Source organism: Hymenobacter sp. YC55, from assembly GCF_029433095.1.
Lineage (GTDB): Bacteria > Bacteroidota > Bacteroidia > Cytophagales > Hymenobacteraceae > Hymenobacter.
This window is the reverse complement of record NZ_JARNTX010000002.1, coordinates 1,648,173-1,670,175: the sequence shown is the minus strand read 5'-3', so window position 1 is coordinate 1,670,175 and position 22,003 is coordinate 1,648,173. Positions and strand designations below refer to the sequence as shown.

Sequence of the window (22,003 nt, the reverse complement as noted above, 5' to 3'; positions counted from 1 at the left end):
ATTGCTACACCCGTTCGACTTGCATGTATTAGGCCTGCCGCTAGCGTTCATCCTGAGCCAGGATCAAACTCTCCATTGTATAAATTCTACTTACCCTTGGCGAACCAAGAGCGATGTCGAGTGCTGATCCGACTCGTATTGCGAGTTGTTGTGTCTCGTCTTCTACGCGGAGTCCATTGCTTGGGCTGCCGAAGCAGCGTGGAAGCAATGTCCTTCCTTTTGTCTTTCCATCCATTCAAAGAACGTATGAACTCTCCAGTTGAAAGTTCCAAGTAACGACCGGTTGTCGTCTGCGTTGCGCCGCTCAAACCGAAGCGGGGTGCAAAGATACTACTCGCTTCACACAAAACAAGAAAAACTGAAAAATATTTTTTCTTGTTTATCCGTTTTTACAAGAGCTTTACTCAAGCGGGTTGCAAAGCTATAACTTCTTATGTGTTCTACAAAAGATCAACAAGCTTTTTTTTAGCTGTTGATTTTCCTGAACCCTTCCTTTTGAAGTGGGCTGCAAAACTACAACCACTATTCAATTTTACAAAAGGCTTCGATAATTTTTTTCGCTTTTGCCTTGTTCCCACACCCGATTGATTTGGGGTTGCAAATATCTAACAGTGTTTCGGCTTTGTCAAGCCTCTATCAAAAAAATTTGTTCTATGGTAGAACCTGTAAGGCAAGCATACCTAGACAAAATTTAGACCACCAAGGTGTACCCCATAGTGTACAAGGTATTAAACAAAAAAGGAGCGCTTGGGCGCCCCTTCTTAGATATATGAATCTGGTTTTATCTATAGTTGAGATGTAAGGTACTTACTCGGTCTGGGCCTACGCTAACGATGCTAATAGGCACCTCTAAGTAATTCTCTAGAAACTGTACGTAATCCTTCAGTTCGGCAGGAAGGGACTGAGGGTCAGTCAGCTTTTGCAATTCGGTTTTCCAACCTGGCAGACTCTTATATACAGGCTTCATAGTCTGCAAATCGCCATGGTCAGGCAGATGGTCTGTTTGCTGGCCGTCCGGATACTCGTAATGGGTGCACACGTAGATTTCGTCAAACTCATCTAAGACGTCAGCCTTCATTAGATGAATCTCAGTGACTCCATTAAGCATGATACTATACCGTAAAGCGGGTAGATCTATCCAGCCACAACGACGTGGCCGTCCTGTAGTAGAGCCAAACTCACTGCCTGCTTTGCGTATTTGCTCTCCTACTTCATCGAGTAATTCAGTTGGGAAAGGGCCACTACCTACTCGAGTGCAGTAGGCTTTACTAATGCCATAGACTTTATCTATATGGCGGGGGGCAATACCCAAACCCGTACAAGCGCCAGCTACTATCGTACTAGATGAGGTGACGTAAGGATACGTACCGAAATCAACATCCAACAGGGAGCCCTGAGCACCTTCTGCGAGAATTTTTTTGCCTTGCTTTAATAGGTCATTTAACAGATACTCGGTATCCGTAAGTTGAAGGCTGCGCAGGAATTCGACAGCAGAGAAGAAGTCAGCTTCTAGCGCTTCAATTTCTAGCTCCTTGTTGTGAAAAGCAGCTAATGTGGCATGGCGAGCCACGGCTTCTTCATAACGCTGCTGGAAATCCGGCAATAGTACGTCACCTACACGCAAGCCCGTGCGACCAATTTTATCTTGGTAAGTAGGACCTATACCTTTCAAGGTAGAACCTATTTTGCTACCTCCGCGGGCATCTTCGCTAATACGGTCGAGGGCACGGTGCGAAGGAAGGATAAGTTGTGCTTTCTTCGAGATATATAAGTTGGCTGCCCAATTGATACCCCGATCTGTCAATTTTTGGAGCTCCTGCCGAAACACAACCGGGTCGAGAACAACGCCGTTGCCTACAACATTCAGGATGTGGGGATGAAAAATTCCGGAAGGCACTTGGTGTAAGACGTGCTTAACGCCACCGAAGGTAAGGGTGTGACCAGCGTTAGGTCCTCCTTGGAAACGGGCTACTACATCGTAAGTGGGGGCTAGTACATCCACAATTTTACCTTTTCCTTCGTCGCCCCACTGTAAGCCTACTAAAACGTCAACTGGCATTAATTCGAAGCTTTCAATTGTTGAGCGGCGGCGGAATCGTCGTCGGCAATAGAGAAAATAGCGTTGAGCTTGGTGAGAGCTAGCATTTTGCGCGGATGGTCGGCGGGATTAATGAGAACTAGTTCTCCTCCACGACTGCGAAATTTGGTGAGCAATGACACCAGCACCCCGATACCAGTGCTGTTTATGTAGCGCACCTCCGACAGATCGACTGCACAATGGCGCAACTCATCGCCAAGATGCTGATCAACCGACTGAAGGAGCTGCTGAGTATCGGGGCTACCGATAAGGTCGCCGGAGAGGCGCACGAAGAGGATGCCGTCTTGAACGGCAGTTTCTGTTTTCATTCGGCTTGAGAGCGGGTGGCGGCTTTGGCACGGCAGTCGCCGCACACGCCATAAAGGTTCAAAGAGTGGTGCAAGATATGGAAGTTGAGTAACTCCCCTACCATCGTCTGGATGCCATGGATGCGAGGGTCACAAAACTCAACCACCTTGTGGCACTCTGTGCATATCACGTGGTCGTGCTGCCGGTACCCATATGACTTCTCGTATTGGGCAAGATTACGTCCGAACTGGTGCTTGCTAACAAGGCCGTGCTCCACCAGCAAATCGAGGGTGTTATATACTGTAGCACGGCTCACTTGTAAGCCCTGCCCTTTCATACCAGCAAACAGCTCTTCTACGTCGAAGTGACCGGTACGAGAATAAATCTCCTCCAGAATAGCATAGCGCTCCGACGTTTTGCGCAAGCCTTTATTTTCGAGGTACGCGGTGAAGATCTTTTTGACCTCCTCGTACTTTTCTTTATCAAGCATTTTGTGTGACCTTATATACAAGGAGTACTGCAAAGCTACAATACAACATGCATAACCTTAAAAGCTCCATCATAAGATGCCTTTTCCGCTAACAGTTATATACTGTTTTAAACTTTGGCTCTTTGTTAAGACTATTTAAGACTAAATGCTTACTTAAGAATCGAACCGCTCAACTAGCAACACCCCGTTTACCTTGGAAAGGCGTTGGATGAGTTTAGTAAGGTGGTCGGTATCATTGACGAAAACCATAATCTGCCCTTCAAACATACCATCATCCGAATCGATAGTGATGGAGCGCATGTTCACTTTGAGGCTATTACTGATGATGCGTGTCACATCATTTACTAGTCCTACCCTATCGGAGCCTTTAATGCGTAAACCAGCGAGGAAAGCAAGCTCCAACTGATCGGTCCACTTTGCGCGCACAATGCGGTTGCCGTAATTGGACATCATCTTCACTGCTTTCGGACAAGAAGTACGATGGATAACGATACCTGCTTCTGTTTCGAAGCCGAACACATCATCGCCGGGGATAGGGTTGCAACAAGGCGCGATGGTGTAATCAAACTTATCGGTTCGTTCGCCAATAACAAGCATGTTGGCACTAAGCCCTCGGATTTTCTGAACCTCGTGGTCGAATGCTTTGGGCTCTAGTTTAGACGGTAGACGGGGAGCTTCCGTAGTGGGGTCGAAAAGGTCAGTTTTGATTTCGCGACCGTCAATCTGGCCGATGGCTACGCGGTAGAAGAACTCTTGCGCATTATAGGTATGAAAGTGTGCGAGCAAGCGGTTGAAGTTGTCCTGCGTGTATTCGACTCCAAGTAGCTCTAGCCGCTTCTCCACAAGGAAGCGGCCATCTTCAGCCTTGCTACGTTTATCATCACGCAGCCACTCCTTGATTTTCGAGCGGGCTTTGGACGTAATGACATATTGTAGCCATTCTTCCGTAGGCTTCTGCTTGTGCGACGTCAAAATTTCGACTTGGTCGCCGTTGTGAAGTTGGTAGCTCAGCGGTTGCAGTTTCTGGTTGACCTTGGCCCCCAAGCACTGCAACCCAATGTGCGTGTGAATTTCGAAGGCGAAGTCTAAAGCGGTAGACTTATCAGGCAGAATGAGCAGCTTGCCTTTGGGTGTAAAGGCATAAACTTCTTTTACAAACAGGTTCTGGCGGAACTCGTCCATAAACTCTAGAGCACTAGAGTTATTGGTTTCGAGCATCTCACGCACCTTGTTGATCCAGACTTCTAGCGTGGACTCCGGCTGAATGGCGCCGGTATCCTTGTATTTCCAGTGAGCAGCGTAGCCTTTCTCCGCAATTTCATCCATGCGGCGTGAGCGAATCTGCACTTCGACCCACTGCCCAGCACGAGACATAACAGTGGTATGTAAACTCTCATAGCCATTGGCTTTGGGCGTACTTACCCAGTCGCGCAGCCGATCAGGGTTAGGCTGGTAGAAGTCCGTCACGATAGAATATACTTGCCAGCAGGCTGCTTTTTCCTGCTCGTGTGGCACATCCAGAATTACGCGGATGGCAAACAGATCATACACCTCGTCGAAGGTGATGTTTTGCTTGCGCATCTTTTTTAGAATGGAATAGATGCTTTTAGGGCGGCCTTTAATTTCAAAGGTGAACCCTTGGGCTTTCAGCTCCTCGTCGATAGGGAGCACAAACTCCTTGATAAAGCGGTTGCGGGCACTACGGCTTTGGCGCACCCGGTTCACCAACTCATTATATACGTCGGTATCCGTGTATTTTAAATGGAGGTCTTCTAGCTCCGTTTTGATGGCATATAGACCAAGACGGTGGGCCAGCGGGGCGTAGAGGTAGATAGTTTCCGAGGAAATCTTGAGTTGCTTGTGGCGCGGCATCGAGTCGAGGGTCCGCATGTTGTGCAGCCTGTCAGCCAGCTTGATCAGGATGACACGCACATCTTCGGAGAGCGTGAGCAGCATCTTGCGGAAGTTCTCGGCTTGCTCGGAGGTGCCGTACTCGAAAACGCCGGAGATTTTGGTTAGGCCATCTACTATACGGGCCACCTTGGAACCAAACTCCCGCTCTACATCGGCAATTTCCCACGGTGTATCTTCAACTACATCGTGTAGTAAGGCCGCCACAATGCTGGTAGTGCCGAGGCCAATTTCTTCTACTACTATCTGGGCTACTGCCAGCGGGTGCAGAATGTAAGGCTCGCCAGACTTGCGGCGCATCTCTTTGTGAGCCTCCAATGAGGTATTGAAGGCCTTCTTTATTAGTCGGGCGTCGCCTTCCTGTAAGTAAGGCTTAGCGGTGCGGAGGAGGCGGCGGTAGTGGCGCAGAATTTCTTGGCGCTCTACTTCGGGGTCAATTAAGGTGGCCATGATGCATGGGCAGCGCCGGAGCGCCAAAGTCAATAAACACTAAAGTACGAAGAGGGGGGCGGCTTATGAACAAGTAGCAGCACGGAAAAGGTTGACTACTGCTTGGCGAAGCCTTTTGCAATTCCTTCTTTAAATAAATAACACTGCCATCGACCCGTCTGCAAGAGAACAGGATTCCCTTCTAACTCTATTGGTATCATGTCCCTTATGTATCACCAGCTGCTGCACTAGGAGGTTTAAGCAAGGGCAATAAGAACCCGTGGAAACTCTTTTTAAATTTTATGCTAGAGGTTGCGTTTGGTTTTTCGAAGAGCTTGCGTAGCTTTGCGCCCCCGAGGCGAATGGCCTTGAGGCGGATGTGGCGAAATTGGTAGACGTGCCAGACTTAGGATCTGGTGCCGCAAGGCGTGTGGGTTCGAGTCCCTCCATCCGCACATTTTTTTAAACATCATCGAAAACGCCCCGAGCCCTCAACCCAACCGTTGGGGGTTTCTTTTTCCCGGTTTCGGTGTCTTTTACCCGTAGTTTACCTTTAACCGACGCCCCGCTTTGGACATCACCTTAGATAAAAAAGACGACCAACTGAGTGCCATCCTGACAGTAAACCTCAAGGAAGCGGATTACGCTCCTGCTGTAGATGCCAAGCTGAAGGACTATAGTAAGAAGGCGCAAATCAAAGGGTTCCGCCCCGGCAAGGTTCCGGCCACGCTGGTGCGTAAAATGTACGGCAAAGGCATTCTGGCCGATGAAATCAATTCTTTGCTTGGCAAAGCTGTTGACGGCTATATCAAAGAAAACAACCTCAAGATTCTAGGTGAGCCTCTTCCTGTGCCAACCGACGTGAATTTTGACACCGAGAAAGAATTCTCCTTCCCCTTCGAACTAGGTTTACTACCTGATTTCGAGCTACCTGCTGACCAAAGCATTACTGTTGACCGCCACAAAGTAGAGCTGGACGAGGCTACGCTGCAGGAAACCTACGAGCAAATTGAGCGTCAGTTCGGTGAGAGCACCAACCCTGAGGTTTCGGAAGCTGGCGACTCCTTATATGGCAAGCTGAAGAAAGCTGACGAAGAAGGCGACGGCCGTCCAGTGCTTTTCCCTATCAAGAAGGTGAAGAACGGGGCTGACAAGTTCGTAGGTCTCAAGCCTGAAGACACTGTTACGTTCGACCTGAAAGAAGCTTTTGACAGTGACGCTGCTACCATTGCCAGCGTTACGGGCCTGAGCAAGGAAGATGCTGAAGCTGTAGAAGGCGAATACGTGTTGAGCGTAGAAAAAATTAACCGCACAACGCCAGCCGAGCTAAATCAGGAGCTGTTCGACAAGGTGTTCGGCAAGGACATCGTGACCTCGAAAGAGGAGTTCGACCAGAAAGTACGCGAAACGGTACAGGAAAATTATGACCGGGAAGCTGACAACTTGATCAACCGCACCATCATCGATAAGATGGTAGAGGCGACTACGGTGCAGATTCCAACCGAGTTCTTCAAGAAGTGGCTGGTACGTGCCAACGAAGGCAAACTGACTACTGAGCAGGTAGAAGAGCACTACACCGACTACGAGAAGGAGTTGAAGTGGTCGATGATCCGCAACAAAGTAGTTGAGGAGCAAGGCCTAAAGGTAGAGAACCAGGAAATCTTGGATCGTACGATGCAGAAGATCCTTGGTCAGTTCAACATGGAGATGACGCCGGAACTGGAAGAATCGGTACGCGGATTTGCTGACAACTACCTGCGTCAGGAGAACGGCAAGAACTACGTACAGGAGTATGAGGCCATTCTGGCAGAGAAAGTAGTGGAAAACCTACGCGGCAAAGTTGTTGTTAACGACAACCCGATTACGGCCGAAGGCTTCCGCAATCAAAACGCTGGCTAACCCTAGCGTTCCGGTTTTTCAACCAACAAAAAAGCCCTTACTTGCCGTATGGGCTTTTTTGTTTTCGAGAAGCTAGAAGTCAGGAGCTGGATGTTAGAATATTCTGGCTGTTTATGCGTCCTAGACTCTACCCTCTCTCCTAGTTCCTAGCTTCTACATTACTAACTCCTTTTTTCCTGTCATGCTGAATAAACAAGAGTTCCGCAAGTTCGCTGTGAAAGGCCAGGGCCTCAGCGGCCTAGGTGTGGATCAGTATCTGCATCATATTGAAGGTCAAGCTGCCGGTTTGGTGCTGCCTACCAACATGACCCGTTCGGTTATTGAAGAGCGTCCGACGCGTTTCGCGGAGATTGACGTGTTTTCGCGTCTGATCATGGACCGGATCGTGTTCTTAGGCACAGCCGTCGACGACTATATTGCCAATATTATTACGGCTCAGTTCCTGTTTCTCGAGTCGGTAGACGCGAAGAAGGACATCCTACTTTACATCAATTCACCCGGTGGTTCGGTGTATGCTGGTCTCGGCATTTATGACACCATGCAGTACGTAAACCCCGACGTAGCAACGATCTGCACAGGTCTTGCTGCCTCTATGGGAGCCGTATTGCTGGCTGGCGGTGCTAAAGACAAACGCTCTGCCCTGCCTCACGCCCGCGTTATGATTCACCAGCCTTCGGGTGGCGCACAAGGTCAGTCGTCGGACATTGAAATCACAGCCCGTGAGATTCTGAAGCTCAAGAAAGAGCTGTACGACATTTTGGCGCAGCACACTGGCAAAACCTACCAGGAAATCCACGACAACTCGGACCGCGACTACTGGATGCGTGCCGATGAGGCCAAAGAGTATGGCCTGATTGACGAGGTACTGGAAAAGAAGAAGGCTTAGGCTTTATCTTACTTTCAGTTGAAGGCAAAAATCAGGTTTGATTGCTCGTCTTTTTCGCTTAGATTTCTCCTTGACTGGAACCTGTTTAGAAAAGAAAAGCTCGCTTCGGCGGGCTTTTCCTTTTTATAGGGACCTACCGTGCAGGCACTTTTTTCCTGGTGTACGGCGTTGGCCTTTTCGTACCTTTGAGGTAGGTTACTGAAATTAGCTTATCCTCCTCTACTCTGAGAGTTCCTTAACAATGGCAGATATAACGTGCTCCTTCTGCGGCAAGAGCAAAAAAGACGTTTCGGTTATGATTTCCGGCATCAACGCTCACATTTGTGAGCGGTGTGTAGGGCAGGCCCAACAAATTCTCAACGAGGAGAATAAGATTCGATCTAACTCGAAGACACCAAAGTTTAATTTGGTGAAGCCGCGGGAGATGAAGGAGTATCTCGACCAATACGTAGTAGGCCAGGATGAAGCAAAAAAGGTGATGTCGGTAGCGGTGTACAACCACTACAAGCGCCTCATGCAGAAGCCGCAGAAAGACGACGTAGTGATTGAGAAGTCTAACATTATTATGGTAGGCGAAACTGGCACGGGCAAGACGTTCCTGACCCGAATGCTAGCTAATATCCTCCAAGTACCTTTCTGCATTGCAGACGCAACCGTACTAACTGAGGCAGGCTACGTGGGCGAAGATGTAGAAAGCATCCTGACCCGCCTGCTACAAGCTGCCGATTACAATGTAGAAGCGGCTGAGCGCGGCATCGTTTACATCGACGAAATCGATAAGATTGCCCGCAAGAGCGACAATCCGAGCATCACGCGTGATGTAAGCGGCGAGGGCGTGCAGCAGGCCATGCTGAAGCTATTAGAGGGCACTACGGTAAACGTACCCCCACACGGTGGCCGCAAGCATCCCGAGCAAAAGATGATTACGGTGAACACCGAGAATATCCTCTTTATATGTGGTGGGGCTTTTGTAGGAATTGAGCGCATCATCAAGAACCGCCTCAACACCAAGCCAATTGGTTTCGCCAAAACGCAACTCGAAGAGAAGGTTGATACAGAGAACTTCCTGCGCTATGTAACGGCTCAGGATTTGAAAGCTTTCGGCTTGATTCCGGAGCTTATTGGCCGTCTGCCCGTGCTGACGCACCTCAACCCACTCGACCACGCCACGCTGCGTAAAATCCTGACGGAGCCTAAGAACTCTATCGTGAAGCAGTATCAGCGGCTGTTCGACATGGAAGGCATTCAGCTCTCTTTCACGGAAGGGGCTCTAGAATACATCGTTATAAAGGCTGATGAATATCGTCTTGGTGCTCGTGGCCTCCGCTCCATCTGCGAAGGCATTATGACGGATGCTATGTTCGATATGCCTTCGGAAATAGACCCTAAAGAACTGGTTATTGATCTGGAGTATGCTCGTAGCAAGTTCGAGCAGTCGCCTATGAAGCAGTTGAGAGCCGCGTAATATCTCACTTAGACTTAAGAAAAAGCCCGAACTAGGTAGCCGATCGGCTTTCCTAGTTCGGGCTTTTGTTTGCAAGTGCAAATTGACTTCAGAGAGTATTAGTTCTCAAGGAAACGATGCAGGTTTTTATAGAAGCCTACAGGCGTTAAGTATTCTTCCCACACCTCTCTTGCTCTCTTCTGCATTTCAAGAAACTCTTCCTCAGAAATTTTACTGTGGAATTCCTGCACAATAGCATCTACTTTATCTACGTCTTTTTCCTCCACCCAAACGCAATACTTTTTCCAGTCGATCATTTCATCGAACGGCAGTGCGCTATCAGTGTCTACAAACACAGGAATACGACCGCAACACAATGTCTCGAAGAAACGAACGGAATTATTACCTATACCCCGAATACATAAAGTGTAGTCGCTCTCCAGAATATTTTCTACGAAGTTTTTTCTGAAATCGAAATTACTTTCTGTTGTGTTACCAGTGTTTAAGCCCCCAGTAGGTCCAAACGCAAAATTGCTTTTCAATATAAAGTTTGGAGTGATTTTGTTAGACTTCTGTAGTCCTATAATTGACCGGGCTCTGTAGGAGTGAGATATTTTATCTGGGAATTTTTGCAGTAAGCCAGCGTAATTAGCAGCTAATTTTAAGCTACTAATTATTTTCTCACGGCTCATCTTGATGTTCAACGGTGGCGCATAACCACAAAAACCTATTACTGGCTTAACGCCTTTTTTACGGGGCCGCGGTTTGCCGTCATTATACTTTTCTAGAAAATCCTCGAAAAAATGCGGCCACGAATGTATATTCTTGGCTTGGGTGGATTTACTTATTGCGCTGTTAAACAGAATAGCATTCTTAACGGGTATATTGATGTGCAACACATCATGCCCGACAAAAATTAATATCTTCTTATTATGGCTTTCAACTTTTTGAATAAAGGGAGCTATTTTCTTTTCAAACCCTGCTTGATCAAATAAAACGTCGTAGAAGATAGGCAGCAAACAGGCATCACATTCTTCTATGCTTGTTAATTCAATAAGGTCTTTACCAATTCGCTGATATTCATCAAAGCGGCCTTGCCGAACCGCACCAGATTCATCTTCTTTATTAAAAGTGCCTACGAAGGGAATAAGCAATTCTATTGGATGGCCCTTGTCTAAAAGACTTAAATCTGTGTGAAGCTTAAGTTTCATATTTACCTTTTCAGAGGTTTTGATTTTAGGTCTTAGAAGTCAGGCTATGCTATTCGGGCACATTATAAGCATATATAAGCTATACTTATTGAAATGAAGCAAGAAGCATTTCCTCGGGTTCAACCCGACTGACTCGTTTACTTCTGCAAGTAACCAATCATTAGTTTCGCTGCCTTTTCGGCTGCTCGTTGCTGGCCTAGCTTCTCCCGTATTTCGGCATAGCCCGCCTTTTGCCGGATTATAAACTCATCGTCGGTTAGAATCTTGCGAAGCTCTTTCACAAGGTTGCGTGAGTTAAACTCGCCTTGAATAAGCTCTTTTACTACTTCCCTATCGGCAATTAAATTCACCAAAGAGATATAGGGCACTTTGATGACGGCCTTACCAATGGCGTAGGAAACAGCGCTGGTGCGGTAGCAAACCACTTGCGGTACACCAAACAAAGCTGTTTCGAGGGTGGCGGTACCGCTGGTGACTAGAGCCGCGGTGGCGTGAGCAAGTAGGTCGTACGTCTCGTTGAAGAGGATGCGGACGTTGTTGCGCTCGAAATGGGCATAGTAATTCCGGTCGAGGTTATCGACGCCGGCTACTATGAACTGGTAATCGAGGAAAGGCGGCAGGATGGCTACCATTTCATAGAGCATTTCCTCTATTTCCTGCTTGCGCGAACCAGGCAATACGGCCACAATCTTGCGGCTCGGATCGAGGTTGTTGCGCTGATAGAAGTCATTGCTTTTCTGGTGTTCGGCTACAGCATCGGCGGTGGGGTTGCCAATGTAGTCGACCCCGTAGCCGAAACGTTGGTAGAATTCCTGCTCGAAAGGCAGGATGACGAACATCCGGTCGACGATTTTTTTGACGGTGTGAACCCGGCCCTGGTTCCAAGCCCATATTTTGGGCGAGATGTAGTAGAACACCTTGATGCCATGCTCCTTGGCAAACCGGGCGACCCGCAGGTTGAAACCGGCGTAATCAATCAGAATCAAGACGTCCGGCTGGTAGGCTAGCAGGTCGCGCTGACATTCTTTCAGGTAACCACGAAACTTGAGAATACTCGTGGCCGCTTCCCAGAAACCCATAATGGCCATTTCCTGGTAGTGGTGCACGAGCGTGCCGCCTTCGGCCTTCATCATGTCGCCGCCCCAACCCCGAAACTCTGCCTCAGGGTCTTGCTGGTGCAAGTTTCGCATCAAGTTGGCGGCGTGAAAGTCGCCGGACCGTTCGCCAGCTATCAGGTAGTACTTCAATGAGTTAAATGGTTGAATTGTTGAACTGTTAAATGACTGAGCCGTCGACTTCGCTGGCTTTGAGCGGGCATCACGCACTGGTCAGCCATTCAACCATTTATTCGCCGAGGTATTCTACGAAATTGCGGGGCGTTTCGTAGAGCTTGATGCTGTGCAAACGGGCGGTGGAAATCCGCTCGATTTCGGGTTCTAGAATCTTCCAGAAAGCAATGGCTAAGTTTTCGGTGCTGGCCATTTGGTCTTGCATGAAGGGCACATCGAGGTTGAGGTTTTTGTGGTCAACCTGGTCGATGATGTGCTCCCGAATGAGTGTGCTGAGTTGCTTGAGGTCGATTACGAAGCCAGTTTCCGGGTCGGGTTTCCCCTTCACGGTCACGATAAGGTCGAAGTTATGGCCGTGCCAGTTGGTGTTGGCACAGGGGCCGAACACCTCACGGTTCCGCTCCTCACTCCACTTCGGGTTGTAGAGTTTGTGGGCCGCATTGAAGTGTTCCTGCCGACTGATGTAAATCATTGGGTATTGCTTGTTGATGGCTGATTGCTGGAAAAGGCCGTCCTCCCGTGTGTTCCGTACTCTAAATCAAGCGGCAACAAAGGTCTTTTTACCTGGCAGACTCCTCTTTACTGACGCAAAGAGGGAAGGACTACCAGCCAAGAGGCTACTCCTACTGGAGACGGAAAGTCGGCATCAGCCTTTATTTCGCAGCAAATATACGAAGAACGGTACGCCGAATAGGGCTGTGACCAAGCCGACGGGTAAGCCAGCCGGCGGATAAAGCAGCCGAGCCAACAGGTCGCATGCTAGTAGGAAGTTGCCGCCGAGCAATACGCAGAACAGCGCATTGGCCCGACCAGTGACGCCCAAAAGCCACCGGGTGAGGTGTGGTACAACTAGCCCGACAAAGCCTACTGGCCCACACAAAGCAACTACGCAGCCGGTCAGGACGGAGGCCATGAGCAGTAGCAACCAACGGGTACGGGCCACATCAACGCCCAGCCCTTGGGCTCTTTCCTCCCCTAGTAGCAGAATGTTCAAGTCCTTTTGCAGAAAGAGGAACAGCCCCAAAGACGCCACCAAGGCTACAGCCGGATAAGGCAATACGGTCCAACCAGCCCGCTCGAAGCTGCCGGCAGCCCAGAACGTGATGCTCCGTAGCTTCTCCTGCGTGGAAGACAGAAACGTGAATACTCCGCCAATAGCGATAGTTAGTGAACCTATAGCTACTCCCGCCAGCAATAGCTGCGTGGGAATAATTCGTCCTCGCTGCGTGCCGACGGCTACTACCACCAATGTAGTACCTAACGCGCCACCAAGGGCAAACAGAGGCGGCAGGTAGAAACCACCTAAGGTGAGAGTCGGTAAGAAAGAAAAGCAGAAAATGGCGCCTAGCGAGGCGCCTGAAGCCGTTCCGAGCAAGTAAGGATCAGCCAACGGATTGTTGACCATGGCCTGCATAAGGTAACCACTGAATGCCAATCCGCCCCCGGCCAGCAAGGCCAGCAAGATGCGGGGCAGCCGAAGCTCCACCAGTACCAAATGCATGGGGTCCTGCGGATTATACTGCGTGAGGGCGCGGCCAATAAGCGCATAATCGGTGTCGTAGCTACCTACCCGCATGCCCACAACGACCAGCACAAGTGTCAGGAGCAGGCTGGCCAAAATCCAGGGCAAGGCGGGTCTGTTCATGTAGGTTACTGCGGTTGGATGGGCAGGCGGCTTGATGGGTATTAGTGGCTGCTTATAATTCGCTGGAGTTCACGGACCGATTCTACTACCCGAGGCCCGGGACGCTCCATGAGGTTGCCGGTGATGCCGTACACGCGGCGCGTTTGGTAGGCGTTGATGCGCTTGAGTTCGGGGTAGTTTTTGAAAAAGGTGCTATCCAACTTGCCAAAGCTGCCACCGATGAGCACATCTGGGTTTAGCTTCAGAATATACTCGCGGGTGAGGGCTGGATAAGGCTGCGCAAATTTTTCGGTTACGGCATTCTGGCCACCTGCAACTCGTATTTTATCAGTGAACAGCGTGTTTTGGCCGTACACGTAAATGGGGTCTTGCCATGTAATAGCCAGTACGCGCGGCCGTTGCTGGTTGGGCGGCGCAGTTTGGGTTATAGCCGTTAGCTCTGCTTGTAACGAATCGGTTAGGCGGCGGGCTTGGGGTTGCCGGTGCAGGATGCGCCCCATGTCGCGCAGTCCGCGGAACACGTCGGGTAGCGTCTGGAACCGTTGGTAGTAAACCGGAATGCCGAAGCTGGCGAGCCGGGCCGCGTCGTCGAGGGAGGTGATGCCTTCCACAGTAAACACGATGTCGGGGTGCAGGGCCACAAGTTTCTCCATGTCCAGCGGATAGCTGTTGACGATGGGTTTGCGCAAGACGGCAGCTGGATAATCGCAGTTCTGGGTGCGGGCAATGATGGTGGCGGTGTCGGCTACAGCGTACAACATTTCGGTGGCCGAGGGCGCCAAGGCCATAATGCGGCGCGGCTGAGCGGCCACGGTAAGTTGACGGCCTAGATCGTCGCGGAGCTGCTGTGTTTGTGGTTGGGTGGTAGCGGCGCCAGGAGTTGTGTTCGGGCTGGAACGGTCGGGCTGGCAGGCCATTGGCAACCAAAGCAATGGCAATAACTTCAGGAACTGGCGCAGTGAGGGAAGCATGGCCGCAAAGGTAAGAGCCAGACAGTGCCGCGGCGGGAAGCTTTTGGCGTCAAAACGGGTTGGCTCGGCACGCAGGCTTCTGCTTAGTGAAGAGCCCTAGTATGCATTGAATTCTGCTAGCCCAGGCACTGCTTTGGGAGGCAGTCAATAAAATTGATGATACTTTTGGTGAAAACTCTGCCTTATGATAGTTGTCACCGGAGCGGCCGGCTTTATTGCTAGCTGCCTTGTTACTCGCCTCAACGCCGCCAAATTCAACGACATCGTGGTGGTGGATAACTTTGCCGTAGAGCAGAAGCTCGCCAATCTCAAAGGCAAGCATTTGCGCGAATACGTGGACCGCACCGAGTTCTTCGACTGGCTAGATACCAACCACGAAGAGGTGGAATTCATCTTCCACCTCGGAGCCCGCACCGATACCACCGAGCAAGACCGGGCCGTGCTGGATTTGTTGAATCTTAACTACTCCAAGCAAATGTGGCAGGCCTGCTGCCGCTACCAGTTGCCGCTGGTGTACGCTTCGTCGGCAGCTACCTACGGCTCGGGCACCCTCGGCTACTCCGACCAAGACGACGCACTACTGCCGCTTTACCGACCGCTCAACCCGTACGGCGACTCGAAAAACGAATTCGATAACTGGGCTGTCAATCAAACAGAAAAGCCTTTCTTCTGGGCTGGATTGAAGTTTTTCAACGTCTACGGTCCCAACGAGTACCACAAGGGCCGGATGGCGTCGGTGATCATGCATGCCTTCCAGCAAATTCAAAAGACTGGCTCAATGGTACTGTTTCGCTCGCACAACCCCGACTATACCGACGGCGGTCAAATGCGCGACTTTGTGTATGTGAAAGACGTGGTGGAAGTGTGCTACTTTCTGATGCACCACCGCCAGCAGTCGGGCATCTACAACCTAGGCACCGGCGAGGCACGCACTTTCATGGACTTGGCCCTGAACACCTTCGCAGCCCTTGGCCGCACCGCCGACATCCAGTTCCGCGACACTCCCGAGGACATCCGCGACAAGTACCAATACTTCACGCAAGCCGACATGAGCAAGCTGCGCAGCATTGGCTACGACCGGCCTTTCACCTCGCTCGAAGACGGTGTGCAAGATTATGTGCGCAACTATCTGGTGCCAGGTGTCTACCTGTAATTGCATCGGAATGTCTCTCTTGTCCTACAAGAACGACTGTCATTCCAACGCAGGAGGAATCTGAGTTTAACCATTCCACGGTAATACCAGATTCCCCTGCGTCGGAGTGACAGTCGTTTTAGTTGAATAAACAGAACCAGGAAACTCATAGCTGGGCTAGCAGTTCTATGTAGACGCCATAGTTGTTGAGGTTCTGTCATCTTTGCGCTCTGCACTCCTAACTACTTTGTCTTGCAGCAACGCACCATTACAATTTTAGGCGGCGGGTTTTCGGGCTCGATGTTAGCAATTCAGTTGGCGCACCTGCGCCAGCCGCTAAATGGCACCGTACATGTGGTAGAACCGCGCCCGGTGCTAGGGCCCGGTTTGGCCTACCTCGACCGACGGCCGGAGCATTTGCTCAACGTGCGGGCTCCCAACATAAGCGCCTTCCCCGACCAGCCCAACCATTTTGTCGACTGGCTGCACGCAACAGGGAGGCCGGTTTGTGAAAACAATTTTTGCCCCCGCCAGACCTACGGGCGCTATCTGCAGGACTTAACGGCCTCTATACTGGCTGGCCCCGCCGCCAACGGCCTTCGGGTTGAGTGGCACCAGCAGGCTGCCGTAGGCGTGGAGGCATCAAGCCAGCAAAAAGCTACGGTGCGCCTCGCCGACGGCACCGAAATCCAGAGCGACATGGTAGTGCTGGCCCTTGGCAACTATCCGCCGCCACTAGTAGCTAGAAATGGCCTCTCCCACCCAGGTTTTCACAATAACCCGTGGGCCGAAGGCGCACTACGCAACATCGAACTCGACGATGAAGTCTTGCTTATTGGCTCGGGGCTAACGGCGGTAGACGTGGTACTAGGCCTGCGCGCCGATGGGCACCGGGGCCTTATTACAGCGGTATCGCGCAACAAATGGTGGCCAGTTAGCCATCAGTGGTATGACGCGCCTTATCCCAGCTTCTATGAGGCCAAGTTACGAGGCTTGCATACCGTTGGGGAAGTGGTAGCCGCGGTTCGCCAACAGGTTCGGCAGGCAGCCGAGCAGGACATTCCCTGGCGGGCCGTTTTCGACTCAATGCGGCCTCACTTAGGTGTTATTTGGGCGGCTTGGCCGTTGGTAGAGCAGGCTCGCTTTATACGGCACCTAGCTTCTTTGTGGTCGGTGCTGCGGCACCGAAGCCCGCCCCAAAACGATGCCGCCCTGCACGAGCTAATGGCTACCGGCCAACTGCAAATGCGAAGCGGCCGAGTACGAGGCATTGAGCCCGCTGGCGATATGCTGCGCGTTGAAATCGAGCGGCAAGGTACCAGCACCTACCTCACGCCTCAGCACGTAATCAACTGTACGGGCCCCCTGCTGGATTACACCCGTATTCCAGACCCGCTGGTGGTTCAGCTGCGGTCGGCCGGGCACCTGCAGCCTGACCCGCTGCGGCTAGGTATTCTTACCGATGAACACGGTGCGCTCCTAAACGCCGTTGGGGAAGCTTCTCCCTTGTTTTTCACCTTGGGCCCAAGTCGTCGACCAGCCTATTTTGAATCGACGGCGGTGCCGGAGCTGCGCCAGCAAGCTGTAGCGCTGGCGCAAGAGCTAGGCTGCCGCTGGGCTGCCAGCCAATAAAGGCTTATTATTTCTGCCTTGGCAGCTATAAAAAGAAAGACCGGGCTCGTGAGTCCGGTCTTTTCGTAGGTGGTAGTAGCGTTCCAATTAAGCAGCCAGTTCGTCTTCGTCGGGGTAAAGCGGCAGCACTGGCACTTCAGGCGCGGCCGGCAACGCAGGTATAAGCGAAGGTGCAACTGTGTAGGCCGCATTGTTGCGGCGCAGGGCGCGCATCAACAGATATCTGTATTTCTCCGCGTCGGCGAGGGCAGCTTCTACGGCGCGAAGCGCATCGTTGTAGGCTACTACAGGCACCGATTCGGCAGATTCGCCCGTAGGATACGTCAGGTCAAAAACCGGGCATTGCAGGTATTCAGCGGGCGTTTTCATATGAGCAAGTGTCTTAAAAGCAGGGTTGAATTTCTATATGACTACAACAGATTGACTGGTATTTTCATTCCGTGAGTAGCCATTATTTCAACCCTTATCATGATATACAACGACCTGTATATCAATTCTTTATATTCAAAACTATTTTGCCAAACTGAAGGCTATCCTCCATGTGGCGCAAGGCCGTTTCGCCCTCACCTAGTAGGAAAATTTGATCTACTACGGGTACTAGTTGGTGCTGCTCAAAGAAGCGCACCATTTCTGTGAAATCTTGTTCGGTACCCATAGTAGATCCAAGCAAGGAAAGCTGCTTCCAGAATACTTTGCGTACGGCTAAGTCGGGCACGTTGCCGTTGGTAGCACCGTAGAATACGATCCGGCCGCCAGGATTTGCAGCATCGAGTAAGTCGCCGAAGCCGGGGCCACCAGCGCTGTCCACTACTACGTCGAATCCGCCGCCGGCTTGCTGGCTGAGGGTAATAGGCCACTTCTCGGCTTTGTAGCTAATGCCGCCTTTGGCCCCGAGGGCTACAGCTTTTTCAATCTTCTCTTCCGAGCCCGACGTCACCCACACCTCAGCGCCGGCGGCTATTGCCATTTGCAGAGCTAGCAAGGCCACGCCCCCTCCTATCCCGTTGATCAGGACTCGTTCGCCTGCTTGCAACGCGGCCCGCGTGAACAGCGCTCGGTAAGCAGTAACACCGCCTAGCGGCAGCGCTGCCGCCTGCTCGAAGGACAAGTGCGCGGGCTTACCTAGCACGTACTGTGCTGGTACGCATACATACTCGGCAAATGTGCCATCGTGCGGGAGCCCCAAAATGGTGAAATCGCGGCCTTGGGCGGCCGGATTGTTGCCCCAGTTATGACTAGGATTGATAAGCACTTCCTGCCCCCGCAAACTCTGATCGACGCCCTCGCCTACTTCCGTTACAATGCCTGCCCCATCAGCTCCTAGAATAATGGGAAACTTCAGGCCCGCGTATTGCCCCTTCTGAATCCAGACGTCGCGGTGGTTGAGGGCGGCGGCGTGCAACTGCACTTGCACCTGCCCCGGGCCAGGCTGGGGCGTAGGCACCTCGCGTAATTGAACTACTTGATTGATACCATCAAGAACAAGAGCTTGCATGAGCTGGAAACTAGGTGAGAAAGTTGCGGATGCGGTTTAAAAAACGAAGCTATAAAAAACGCTGCCGAAGGGCAGGTGTAGGCAGCATACAGGCGTCGCGGTGGCCGAACCACTGGTAGCGGTGTCGGGCCACAAAGCGGTATACCCAATCGCGCATGGGGCGGGGTACTAGTATGGCGGCATACAGCCACGACCACAGCCCGCTTAGCTGCCGCAGGATGCGCAGGGCCGCCGTGGAGTGCGTGTACACCCGGTCTTGCTCGATGAGTATCACGGTTTCGGGCTCTACTACCGGGGGTAGACCGTGCGTGGCGAGTAGCTTCCGTCCGGCCTCCGACTGCAAAGACGTGAAGTGAAATCGGCCCGTAGGATCGTGATTGATAACAAACTGCACGAAGCCGTTGCAGAGGTTGCAAACGCCATCAAACAGAATAATAGCAGAGGTAGAAGCCATAGAGCGCAATATTTTATAAGAAAGAGCATCTGCTAGAAAGTAGCAGTGGGTAGCAGCAGTACGTATACTGCAGCGAGCCGTTCGGATTCTATAATCGAAAAGACGGTAGACAATTGGGAGCTAAACTTCACTGTTTCTTAATATTACATTATATAGATGTACTAAGATCATAATTATGTTTAAACATCTGAATTATAAGTAGTTTACGCATTTTTTACTCATATCCTTAATATTAAAATAGGTATTAATTCATTCCCATAAACTCATTTGCATTAAGAGTATGCCCGTATAGCGAAAGAAGTTTTCCGCCACCTTAACATCTTTCTGCGCTATGAAAAAAACCTGGCTCCTGGCCATTCCGGCCGCCATCCTGAGCTTATCGTTGGGTATGACCTCCTGCGATGACGACGACGGAACTACAACTCCATCTACCACCTCGGGTTCCACTAGCGGAACCACATCTGGTACTACTTCCGGCACCACTACTGGCACTACAAGCGGTACTACCACATCAGGTACTACCAGCGGCACCACCACAAGCGGCACGACTACTTCAGGCACGACTGCTGGCACCACTACCTCAGGTACAACTAGTGGTACCACTACTTCCGGCACTACTACAAGTGGTACGACCACTGCAGGCACGACAGCCGGTTCAACTACTGGTACAACCTCGGGCACTACGAGCGGAACTACCACATCAGGCACTACAACGAGTGGCACTACTGCTGGTAGCACTACCGGCACTACATCAGGCACTACGGCCGGTTCAACAACCGGAACTACCTCTGGCACGACGGCTGGCTCTACTACCGGAACCACCTCTGGCACTACCGCCGGATCAACGACTGGAACCACTTCAGGTACTACAGCCGGGTCAACTACAGGTACCACAAGCGGTACCACCGGTGGCACTACTGCTGGTAGCACAACGGGCGGAACTACTTCGGGTACCACTGGCGGTACTACGTCAGGCTCCACGACAGGTGGCACTACCTCGGGTACTACATCTGGCTCAACGACCAGCACGACTTCAGGCACTACAGCTGGTTCGACTACCGGAACTACTTCGGGTTCGACTGGCGGTTCAACTACCGGCGGTACTACATCAGGCACTACTTCTGGCTCAACAACCGGTGGCACCACGTCGGGTGGTGGTACCACTTCAGGAGGCGGCACTACCTCGGGTGGTGGCACTACTTCGGGCGGCGGCACCACCGGCGGCGGTGGGGGTGGCGGCACTACCTGATTGTTCTGTTAATCTGCGCTCGGCCGCACAAATGGCTCCAACTTTGGACCATCTGTGCGGCCGACTCGTAGAAGGGTGCTATTCACATCTTTCCACTTTCCTTCCTTTTTATGTACAGACCACGTTTCAACTTCTTGGCAGCCGCCCTTTTTGGCGCGGCACTTTCTTTCAGCTCTTGTGGCGGCAATGGCAGCGCCTCCGAGTCGAGCACTGGCTCGGGTGATGTAGCCACCGATTCCGATGCCAATGGCAGCTCCGATATCAATGGCACTTCCAACACGGCCATGGATTCGATGAGCACCGGCGATGTATCTAAGGGTGATGACGCAGCCGCTGGCGGGGAAGCCGGAGGCGCAGGAGGAGGCAGTTCAACGTCTGGCACCACGGGTAGCACTACCAACGGCGGCACCATGAGCAACGGCCCTGTTTCGACGGGTACGGGCAGTGGCAGCACCAGTGGTACTACTGGAGCAGCTGGCGGATCAGGCGGTACTACCGCCGGAACTGGCAGCAGTTCGACGACCGGCCAATAGCCTCAGAACTCAATAAAATTCGGGCAATGAGTTGATTATGCGCACGTATCAGTAACTCTTGCCCCGTATAAACCCGTAGACGTGGACTGAATCGGTAGCTCAGCCGGTGTTTACCGCTGTTTTCTTCCTCAGAAAAATTCAGTATTAATTCAAACTGCATTTTTCAACCATGACGAGCTAAATAGTCGTAGAAGACCCCATTGCCACCCTCCACCTAATTGATTCCACATCCACCTTGTTTTTCCTAGCTATGAAAAAGTCTTCATTCTTCCTCTCCGCCGCTTTCGTTGCCGCACTAGTAGCTTCTTCCAGCGTATCTGCATTAGCTCAAACCACCACTGGCGGTAGCACTTCGGGTTCTACTTCAGGCTCTACTACCGGTTCAACATCAGGTACCACCGCTGGTCGTACCACAAGCGGTTCTACTTCAGGCACAACAGCCGGCCGCACTACTAGCGGTTCGACCACTACAGGTACTACGTCGGGCTCAGGCTCGATGACAGCTGGTAGCACCAGCGGTTCGATGACTTCGGGCACTACTAGCGGCTCGTCGACTATGGGTACCACTTCGGGCTCCACGTCTGGTTCGTTGACTTCGGGTACTACCTCGGGCACTACCACCGGTACCACTTCGGGCACTACAGCTGGTTCTACTTCGGGTTCGCTGACCTCGGGCAGCACTTCCGGCTCGGTAACGTCGGGTACTACTAGCGGCAGCGGTTCGATGACTTCGGGCACTACGTCTGGTTCGGGCTCGATGACGTCGGGTAGCACTAGCGGCTCGTCTACTTCGTCTACTTCAGGCCGTACTACTAGCCGTTCTAAATCTGGCAGCAAAAACACAGGTCGTAGCACCAGCGGCAGCACTTCAGGCTCTTCCACGGGCGGTACTACTTCAGGCTCTACCAGCGGCAGCACTACCCGCTAAGGGAAATGCCGACTTACCT

The 22,003-nt window shown here is 51.6% G+C and carries 20 protein-coding genes, 1 tRNA gene and 1 rRNA gene; 8 read left to right on the top strand and 14 right to left on the bottom strand.

Going from position 1 to position 22,003, the window contains the following annotated elements; genetic code table 11:
• From P1X16_RS20305 to P1X16_RS20285, 5 genes are all read right to left on the bottom strand, one after another.
• A 16S ribosomal RNA gene (locus tag P1X16_RS20305) occupies positions 1–79 on the bottom strand; the annotation flags it as partial.
• A gap of 702 nt (positions 80–781) precedes the next feature.
• Entirely contained in the window at positions 782–2,059 is a 1,278-nt protein-coding gene (locus P1X16_RS20300) for an adenylosuccinate synthase (protein ID WP_277232935.1), read from the bottom strand.
• Positions 2,059–2,406 carry an STAS domain-containing protein gene (locus tag P1X16_RS20295; RefSeq protein WP_277232932.1) on the bottom strand — a complete coding sequence of 116 codons (348 nt, stop codon included), beginning with the start codon at positions 2,404–2,406 and terminating at the stop codon, positions 2,059–2,061. Before P1X16_RS20295 ends, P1X16_RS20300 begins: the two co-directional genes overlap by 1 nt.
• Positions 2,403–2,876 carry a transcriptional repressor gene (locus tag P1X16_RS20290; protein WP_277232928.1) on the bottom strand — a complete coding sequence of 158 codons (474 nt, stop codon included), beginning with the start codon at positions 2,874–2,876 and terminating at the stop codon, positions 2,403–2,405. The genes P1X16_RS20295 and P1X16_RS20290 overlap by 4 nt, the downstream gene beginning before the upstream one ends.
• Before the next feature lie 153 nt (positions 2,877–3,029).
• The gene (locus P1X16_RS20285) at positions 3,030–5,237 is read right to left on the bottom strand and encodes a bifunctional (p)ppGpp synthetase/guanosine-3',5'-bis(diphosphate) 3'-pyrophosphohydrolase (protein WP_277232925.1); all 2,208 of its coding nucleotides are present in this window, start codon (positions 5,235–5,237) and stop codon (positions 3,030–3,032) included.
• Between the two features lie 352 nt (positions 5,238–5,589).
• Here P1X16_RS20285 and P1X16_RS20280 point away from each other — a divergent pair.
• From P1X16_RS20280 to clpX, 4 genes are all read left to right on the top strand, one after another.
• Positions 5,590–5,671: transfer RNA gene (locus P1X16_RS20280), tRNA-Leu, on the top strand.
• Between the two features lie 115 nt (positions 5,672–5,786).
• Complete coding sequence (gene tig, locus P1X16_RS20275) at positions 5,787–7,115, top strand: trigger factor (RefSeq protein WP_277232922.1); 1,329 nt, start codon at positions 5,787–5,789, stop codon at positions 7,113–7,115.
• A gap of 181 nt (positions 7,116–7,296) precedes the next feature.
• Positions 7,297–8,001, top strand: a complete 705-nt coding sequence (locus P1X16_RS20270) for an ATP-dependent Clp protease proteolytic subunit (RefSeq protein ID WP_277232920.1) — start codon at positions 7,297–7,299, stop codon at positions 7,999–8,001.
• A gap of 241 nt (positions 8,002–8,242) precedes the next feature.
• Positions 8,243–9,466, top strand: a complete 1,224-nt coding sequence (gene clpX, locus P1X16_RS20265) for an ATP-dependent Clp protease ATP-binding subunit ClpX (RefSeq protein ID WP_277232917.1) — start codon at positions 8,243–8,245, stop codon at positions 9,464–9,466.
• 98 nt (positions 9,467–9,564) lie between these two features.
• On the opposite strand, the gene P1X16_RS20260 is transcribed toward clpX, so the two are convergent.
• From P1X16_RS20260 to P1X16_RS20240, 5 genes are all read right to left on the bottom strand, one after another.
• A complete protein-coding gene (locus P1X16_RS20260; protein ID WP_277232913.1) occupies positions 9,565–10,656 on the bottom strand; it encodes an exostosin family protein in 1,092 nt (363 codons plus the stop codon).
• Between the two features lie 137 nt (positions 10,657–10,793).
• Entirely contained in the window at positions 10,794–11,903 is a 1,110-nt protein-coding gene (lpxB, locus tag P1X16_RS20255; RefSeq protein WP_277232911.1) for a lipid-A-disaccharide synthase, read from the bottom strand.
• A gap of 97 nt (positions 11,904–12,000) precedes the next feature.
• Positions 12,001–12,417: a 6-carboxytetrahydropterin synthase gene (locus P1X16_RS20250; RefSeq protein ID WP_277232908.1), complete on the bottom strand. Its 417-nt coding sequence runs from the start codon at positions 12,415–12,417 to the stop codon at positions 12,001–12,003.
• 174 nt (positions 12,418–12,591) lie between these two features.
• Positions 12,592–13,590 (bottom strand): iron ABC transporter permease, encoded by a 999-nt coding sequence (locus P1X16_RS20245; RefSeq protein ID WP_277232906.1) that lies wholly within the window; start codon positions 13,588–13,590, stop codon positions 12,592–12,594.
• A gap of 41 nt (positions 13,591–13,631) precedes the next feature.
• A complete protein-coding gene (locus P1X16_RS20240) occupies positions 13,632–14,561 on the bottom strand; it encodes a helical backbone metal receptor (RefSeq protein WP_277232904.1) in 930 nt (309 codons plus the stop codon).
• 184 nt (positions 14,562–14,745) lie between these two features.
• Between P1X16_RS20240 and rfaD the strand changes: the two genes are divergently transcribed.
• Positions 14,746–15,714, top strand: a complete 969-nt coding sequence (gene rfaD / locus P1X16_RS20235; protein ID WP_277232902.1) for an ADP-glyceromanno-heptose 6-epimerase — start codon at positions 14,746–14,748, stop codon at positions 15,712–15,714.
• 231 nt (positions 15,715–15,945) lie between these two features.
• On the top strand, positions 15,946–17,325 hold the full coding sequence (locus P1X16_RS20230; RefSeq protein WP_277232899.1) for an FAD/NAD(P)-binding protein: 1,380 nt from the start codon (positions 15,946–15,948) through the stop codon (positions 17,323–17,325).
• An 87-nt stretch (positions 17,326–17,412) separates the two neighbouring features.
• Here P1X16_RS20230 and P1X16_RS20225 read toward each other — a convergent pair whose 3' ends face one another.
• The 3 genes from P1X16_RS20225 to P1X16_RS20215 all read right to left on the bottom strand — a co-directional run bounded on the left by P1X16_RS20225 (position 17,413) and on the right by P1X16_RS20215 (position 19,274).
• Positions 17,413–17,694 (bottom strand): hypothetical protein, encoded by a 282-nt coding sequence (locus P1X16_RS20225; RefSeq protein WP_277232897.1) that lies wholly within the window; start codon positions 17,692–17,694, stop codon positions 17,413–17,415.
• 121 nt (positions 17,695–17,815) lie between these two features.
• Positions 17,816–18,820, bottom strand: coding sequence for a zinc-binding dehydrogenase (locus P1X16_RS20220; RefSeq protein WP_277232895.1), 1,005 nt, complete (start codon positions 18,818–18,820; stop codon positions 17,816–17,818).
• A 49-nt stretch (positions 18,821–18,869) separates the two neighbouring features.
• Positions 18,870–19,274 (bottom strand): thiol-disulfide oxidoreductase DCC family protein, encoded by a 405-nt coding sequence (locus P1X16_RS20215; RefSeq protein WP_277232893.1) that lies wholly within the window; start codon positions 19,272–19,274, stop codon positions 18,870–18,872.
• A gap of 331 nt (positions 19,275–19,605) precedes the next feature.
• Here P1X16_RS20215 and P1X16_RS20210 point away from each other — a divergent pair, with 331 nt between their 5' ends.
• Together P1X16_RS20210 and P1X16_RS20205 are read left to right on the top strand one after the other, a co-directional pair.
• Entirely contained in the window at positions 19,606–20,523 is a 918-nt protein-coding gene (locus tag P1X16_RS20210) for a hypothetical protein (protein WP_277232891.1), read from the top strand.
• A gap of 110 nt (positions 20,524–20,633) precedes the next feature.
• Positions 20,634–21,056 (top strand): hypothetical protein, encoded by a 423-nt coding sequence (locus tag P1X16_RS20205; RefSeq protein WP_277232890.1) that lies wholly within the window; start codon positions 20,634–20,636, stop codon positions 21,054–21,056.
• 327 nt (positions 21,057–21,383) lie between these two features.
• Here P1X16_RS20205 and P1X16_RS20200 read toward each other — a convergent pair whose 3' ends face one another.
• Entirely contained in the window at positions 21,384–21,974 is a 591-nt protein-coding gene (locus P1X16_RS20200; protein WP_277232887.1) for a hypothetical protein, read from the bottom strand.
• Positions 21,975–22,003: the final 29 nt, after the last annotated feature.

What these genes read in the sequence shown, in the direction of transcription:
- P1X16_RS20300 (WP_277232935.1), bottom strand. Translation starts at nt 2,059, where the DNA reads ATGCCAGTTGACGTTTTAGTAGGCTTACAGTGGGGCGACGAAGGAAAA.
- P1X16_RS20295 (WP_277232932.1), bottom strand. Translation starts at nt 2,406, where the DNA reads ATGAAAACAGAAACTGCCGTTCAAGACGGCATCCTCTTCGTGCGCCTC.
- P1X16_RS20290 (WP_277232928.1), bottom strand. Translation starts at nt 2,876, where the DNA reads ATGCTTGATAAAGAAAAGTACGAGGAGGTCAAAAAGATCTTCACCGCG.
- P1X16_RS20285 (WP_277232925.1), bottom strand. Translation starts at nt 5,237, where the DNA reads ATGGCCACCTTAATTGACCCCGAAGTAGAGCGCCAAGAAATTCTGCGC.
- P1X16_RS20270 (WP_277232920.1), top strand. Translation starts at nt 7,297, where the DNA reads ATGCTGAATAAACAAGAGTTCCGCAAGTTCGCTGTGAAAGGCCAGGGC.
- clpX (WP_277232917.1), top strand. Translation starts at nt 8,243, where the DNA reads ATGGCAGATATAACGTGCTCCTTCTGCGGCAAGAGCAAAAAAGACGTT.
- P1X16_RS20260 (WP_277232913.1), bottom strand. Translation starts at nt 10,656, where the DNA reads ATGAAACTTAAGCTTCACACAGATTTAAGTCTTTTAGACAAGGGCCAT.
- P1X16_RS20250 (WP_277232908.1), bottom strand. Translation starts at nt 12,417, where the DNA reads ATGATTTACATCAGTCGGCAGGAACACTTCAATGCGGCCCACAAACTC.
- P1X16_RS20245 (WP_277232906.1), bottom strand. Translation starts at nt 13,590, where the DNA reads ATGAACAGACCCGCCTTGCCCTGGATTTTGGCCAGCCTGCTCCTGACA.
- P1X16_RS20240 (WP_277232904.1), bottom strand. Translation starts at nt 14,561, where the DNA reads ATGCTTCCCTCACTGCGCCAGTTCCTGAAGTTATTGCCATTGCTTTGG.
- rfaD (WP_277232902.1), top strand. Translation starts at nt 14,746, where the DNA reads ATGATAGTTGTCACCGGAGCGGCCGGCTTTATTGCTAGCTGCCTTGTT.
- P1X16_RS20225 (WP_277232897.1), bottom strand. Translation starts at nt 17,694, where the DNA reads ATGAAAACGCCCGCTGAATACCTGCAATGCCCGGTTTTTGACCTGACG.
- P1X16_RS20220 (WP_277232895.1), bottom strand. Translation starts at nt 18,820, where the DNA reads ATGCAAGCTCTTGTTCTTGATGGTATCAATCAAGTAGTTCAATTACGC.
- P1X16_RS20215 (WP_277232893.1), bottom strand. Translation starts at nt 19,274, where the DNA reads ATGGCTTCTACCTCTGCTATTATTCTGTTTGATGGCGTTTGCAACCTC.
- P1X16_RS20210 (WP_277232891.1), top strand. Translation starts at nt 19,606, where the DNA reads ATGAAAAAAACCTGGCTCCTGGCCATTCCGGCCGCCATCCTGAGCTTA.
- P1X16_RS20205 (WP_277232890.1), top strand. Translation starts at nt 20,634, where the DNA reads ATGTACAGACCACGTTTCAACTTCTTGGCAGCCGCCCTTTTTGGCGCG.